Here is a 4,674-nt window from a genome sequence, read left to right on the forward strand (position 1 = left end):
ACGTTTTGTACAAAACGTACGGCGATTTCAGCATTTTGTACAAACCGGCAGGGGATCGTTAACCTTGCCTGACCGGGGGCTGCGCCTGACATGGAGGGGTGTGGCGGGTGACCTTTGCTGCGCAAAGGCACCCTTGCCACTGGCCGCGCAACACGGGGCTTGCGCGACCTGATTCGATTGACTTCCAGAAATTTGATCATATTCTGCGCCCGACCAATATCCGGAGGCCGCGCATGACCCTGCTTACCCCCAATTCGCCCACCGCCGAACTGCAGGCGCTGGACGCCGCGCATCACCTGCATCCCTTCACCCACGGGGCCGGGCTTGCCGAAAAGGGTGCGCGGGTCGTGACCCGGGCCGAGGGCTGCTGGCTGACCGACAGCGACGGCAACCGCATCCTGGACGGGATGGCGGGCCTGTGGTGCGTGAACATCGGCTACGGCCGCAGCGAGCTGGCCGATGCAGCGCATCGACAGATGCTGGAACTGCCCTTTTACAACACCTTCTTCCAGACCACCCATGTGCCGGCGCTGAACCTGGCGGCGAAGCTGGCGGAACTGGCGCCGGGCGACCTGAACCACGTCTTCTTTGCCTCTTCGGGGTCGGAGGCGAACGACACCAACCTGCGGCTTGTGCGGACCTACTGGCAGGAAAAGGGCCAGCCGGAACGCCAGGTGGTGATTTCCCGGTGGAATGCCTACCACGGGTCCTCCGTGGGCTCGGGCAGCCTGGGCGGCATGAAGGGGATGCACGCGCAGGGCGGAATGCCGATCCCGGGCATCCACCACATCGACCAGCCGGACTGGTGGAGCGAAGGCGGCTATGCCACGCCCGAGGCATTCGGCCTTGAACGCGCGCAGGCGCTGGAAACCGCGATCCTGGAAATCGGCCCCGAGAAGGTCGCCGCCTTCATCGCCGAACCGATCCAGGGCGCTGGTGGCGTCATCGTCCCGCCCGAGACCTACTGGCCCGAGATCCAGCGCATCGCGAAGAAATACGGCATCCTGCTGATCGTGGACGAGGTGATCTGTGGCTTTGGCCGCACCGGCAACTGGTTCGGCAGCCAGACCTATGACATTCAGCCCGACATCATGACCGTCGCCAAGGGCCTGTCCTCGGGGTATCAACCGATCGGCGCCTCTATCGTCACGGACGACGTGGCCAAGGTGATCGAGAACACCGAGTTCAACCACGGTTACACCTATTCCGGCCACCCGGTCGCCTGTGCCGTGGCGCTGGAAAACCTGCGCATCCTCGAAGAAGAGGGTATCGTCGACCGCGTGCGGGGCGAGACCGGGCCCTATCTGAAGGAGCGCTTCGAAAGCCTAGCGGATCACCCGCTGGTGGGCGAGGTCAAGATCGTCGGCATGATGGGCAGCCTTGCCCTGACTCCGGACAAGGTGACGCGTGCGCCCTTTGCCGAACCGGGCACCGCCGGGCTTATCTGCCGCGAACGCTGTTTCGCCAACAACCTGATCATGCGCCATGTCTATGACCGCATGGTGATCTCTCCGCCGCTGGTGATCTCGAAGGACGAGATCGACACGCTGGTCGAACGGGCGCGCAAGAGCCTGGACGAGGCGCTGGAGCAGCTCAAGGCCGAAGGGCACATGGGCGTCCCGGCCGAATAGGCCGGGGACTGCGGGGCCCGCGGGACGGTCGCACGAAATCCCTTGCGCGGCTTGGGTCCGTTGGCCGGTCTGCCAAGATGGCGCCGGAGTCCCCGCTCAGCCCTTGATCCAGACCTTTGCCGTCTCGAACTCGTCGGCGGTAAAGAAGCGGGTATCGGCGCCGCTGAGCGTGCGCAGCGCCCGTTCCCCCAGCCGTTGCCAGGCGGCGTTGCCGACAATCGCCGCGCGGTCGATCAGGCGGTAGTGGTCGCGCACCACCTTGAGGTGTTCGAACAGCGCGCCAAGGCCTTGCCATCCGTCGAAATCGCGCGCGTCGATCAACAGGCGAAAGCGGTCGTTGGCGCGGATAAAGGCATCCAGATCGCCGGATTCGGCGGCGTAGATTGCGCTGTCGAGCTGGCCGCGCAGCTGGATGTGCAGGACGCCGTCGCCGAGGTCGACCTGGTGAATGGCGCCCAGCGATTCGGACATCCAGCGCCGGGCGTCCTCGGCCTGTTCCAACGGAAAGACCCGGACCGGGCAGGGCATCAGCACCGACAGGCCGGTGACGGCGCGGCGAATCCAGGGTTTGTCCGTCACCACGGCCAGCCGGTCGAAGCCGCGCCAGTGGCGCAGGCCCATGCGCGCATCGTCGAACAGGGCGCCAAGGGTGAAATCCCGGAAATCCGGGCCGAAGATCACCAGGACGCGAATCCTTTCGTGTTCCTCGATGGCGGCCTCGAGCGCGGGGACAAGCGTCTGTGCATAGTCCGTGTCGCTCACGACGCCGGACACATGCACCTCGTAGAGACCGGGGTGGCCGGTGGTCTGAACCTCGATCATGGCATCCTCCGTAGATCGCGTGACACCAGTCTAAGGGGTTGCGTGACCGGCGCTTTGACGCAGGTCACGCGGGGTCCGGTCAGGCGGAAACGCGCTGCGGGGCGCCGGTGGCCATGTTGGTGCCGACATAGGGCTGTTTCGCGGCCTTCCAGGCGGCAAATCCACCTTCCATGTGCGCGATGGACTTTATGCCGGCGTCGAGGGCCGCGCGCGAGACGCGTTCCGACCGCACGCCAGAGCCGCAGTGAAAGACGATGCGCTTGTCCGACTGGCCGGGCAGGGCGTCGGGCTTGAAGAAGGCCATCGGCATCAGCAACGCGCCTTCGATATGTTCGAACATGTATTCCTGGGGGGTGCGGACGTCGATCACCACGATCGACTTGTCGGCGATGCCCTTGGCGACCTCTTCGACGGTCCATGTCTCGAAGCTGGCGTCGCCCACGGTTTCGGTCTTCATTTCCTGTCTCCTCGGCGTCTGGCTGGATTTCGATCCGCTTTGCCGGGCGCGCTGTGCGCCGGCCTCGACATTCAGATAGTCGAATATCAGCGCGTTGCAACAGGAGGGGCTGTGGGGAAGGGGCCGCAAAGCGGCGGTCTGGAGGGCGGGCGCATGTGCCGCCGTCCGGTGGATCCGGGCGTGCCGGATCGGTCTGGCCCCGGCCCGCCGCCGGGGCGTCAGCGGTCAGCCGGCCTTCTTGATCGCCGATACGGGGCGGAAGAAGGTCTTGGCGAAAGTTTCGCCATAGAGGGCGGAAATGGTTTCGAAGGTGATCAGGGGAACTGGCACAACTGCCTCCTTTGGTTTGTGTATCGTATTTATTAAAGCAATTATCTTTCACGAGCAAGGCGCTAACACGATCAATTATTACCCGACTAATGTCGTATTTCGTGAGCAGGTTTTCGCGTTACCATGCGCGCCGTCCCCATTTCAGAATCGCGGATGACCTGCTAAGTCTTGTGGGATGAATACGCAGGACCGCAATATCCGCCCGCTCATCCGACAGCTGGACGAGGCCGCCATCAACCGCATCGCCGCTGGCGAAGTGGTCGAACGGCCTGCTTCGGCGGTCAAGGAACTGGTCGAGAACGCCATCGACGCCGGGGCGCGCAGGGTGCGCATCGACATCGCGGACGGCGGCAAGACCCTGATCCGGGTGAGCGACGACGGCTGCGGCATGACCCCCGAGGACCTCCCGCTGGCCCTGTCGCGGCACGCGACGTCAAAGATCGACGGCAGCGACCTGCTGAACATCCATTCCTTCGGCTTCCGCGGTGAGGCGCTGCCCTCGCTTGGGGCGGTAGGCCGGCTCACGGTGCAGAGCCGCACGCAGGGCGCCGAGGGGGCCGAGATCACCGTGGCCGGCGGCGTGTCGGGGGCGGTGAAACCCTGTGCGCTGAACGCCGGGACGGTGGTGTCCCTGCGCGACCTCTTTTATGCCACGCCCGCGCGGCTGAAATTCCTGCGCTCGGACCGGGCCGAGGTCATGGCCATTTCCGACACGGTGAAACGGCTGGCGATGGCGGAACCCTCGGTGGGATTTACCCTGCGCGACGTGAGCGGCGGGCAGGAGCGGGTGACATTCCGGGTCGACCCGGAAACCGGCGACCTCTTCGATGCGCTGCGCGGGCGATTGGGCCGCATCATGGGGCAGGAGTTCATCGAGAACGCCCTGCCCATCGATGCCGACCGCGAAGAGGTGCGGCTGACCGGCTACGCGGCGCTGCCCACCTATTCGCGCGGCTCTGCCGTGGCGCAGTTCCTGTTCGTCAACGGCCGCCCGGTGCGGGACAAGATGCTGATCGGCGCCCTGCGCGGCGCCTACCAGGACTTCCTGTCGCGGGACCGGCACCCGGCGGTGGCGCTGTTCGTGGACTGCGATCCACACCGTGTCGACGTGAACGTGCACCCGGCCAAATCCGAGGTGCGGTTCCGCGAGCCGGGCGTGGTGCGCGGGCTGATCGTCTCTGGCCTGCGGCACGCGCTGGCCGAGGCGGGCCACCGGGCCTCGACCACGGTGGCGGGGGCGACACTGGGCGCGATGCGGCCCGAACCTTCGGGGCCGCGCGTCTACCAGATGGATCGGCCCTCGATGGGCGCGCGCCAGTCGAGCTACGCCGCCCAGGCGCCGGGGTTTGCGGATTTCAATGGCGGCTATTCGGGGCGGGTGGTGGAGCCTGTTCCGCTGTCCCGGGAGGTCCCGGATCAGGTCCGGGACGGGGG

General features: G+C 65.8%; 4 protein-coding genes. 2 read left to right on the top strand and 2 right to left on the bottom strand.

What is annotated here, in order from left to right; genetic code table 11:
* The first annotated feature begins 233 nt into the window (after positions 1 to 233).
* Positions 234 to 1,631 carry an aspartate aminotransferase family protein gene (locus PVW46_RS19210; RefSeq protein WP_069210408.1) on the top strand — a complete coding sequence of 466 codons (1,398 nt, stop codon included), beginning with the start codon at positions 234 to 236 and terminating at the stop codon, positions 1,629 to 1,631.
* Between the two features lie 96 nt (positions 1,632 to 1,727).
* Here the strand turns inward: PVW46_RS19210 and PVW46_RS19215 are convergent, their stop codons facing one another.
* Together PVW46_RS19215 and PVW46_RS19220 are read right to left on the bottom strand one after the other, a co-directional pair.
* Entirely contained in the window at positions 1,728 to 2,453 is a 726-nt protein-coding gene (locus tag PVW46_RS19215) for a SpoIIAA family protein (RefSeq protein ID WP_069210407.1), read from the bottom strand.
* 79 nt (positions 2,454 to 2,532) lie between these two features.
* On the bottom strand, positions 2,533 to 2,910 hold the full coding sequence (locus tag PVW46_RS19220) for a rhodanese-like domain-containing protein (RefSeq protein ID WP_069210406.1): 378 nt from the start codon (positions 2,908 to 2,910) through the stop codon (positions 2,533 to 2,535).
* 505 nt (positions 2,911 to 3,415) lie between these two features.
* Between PVW46_RS19220 and mutL the strand changes: the two genes are divergently transcribed.
* Positions 3,416 to 4,674: DNA mismatch repair endonuclease MutL (gene mutL / locus PVW46_RS19225; protein WP_274577189.1), on the top strand; the 1,259-nt coding region annotated here is incomplete at its 3' end.

Origin of the sequence: Mameliella sp. AT18 (assembly GCF_028807275.1) — a bacterium.
GTDB lineage: Bacteria > Pseudomonadota > Alphaproteobacteria > Rhodobacterales > Rhodobacteraceae > Antarctobacter > Antarctobacter albus.

Coding starts and splice junctions, on each gene's coding strand:
- PVW46_RS19210 (WP_069210408.1), top strand. CDS start 234: ATGACCCTGCTTACCCCCAATTCGCCCACCGCCGAACTGCAGGCGCTG.
- PVW46_RS19215 (WP_069210407.1), bottom strand. CDS start 2,453: ATGATCGAGGTTCAGACCACCGGCCACCCCGGTCTCTACGAGGTGCAT.
- PVW46_RS19220 (WP_069210406.1), bottom strand. CDS start 2,910: ATGAAGACCGAAACCGTGGGCGACGCCAGCTTCGAGACATGGACCGTC.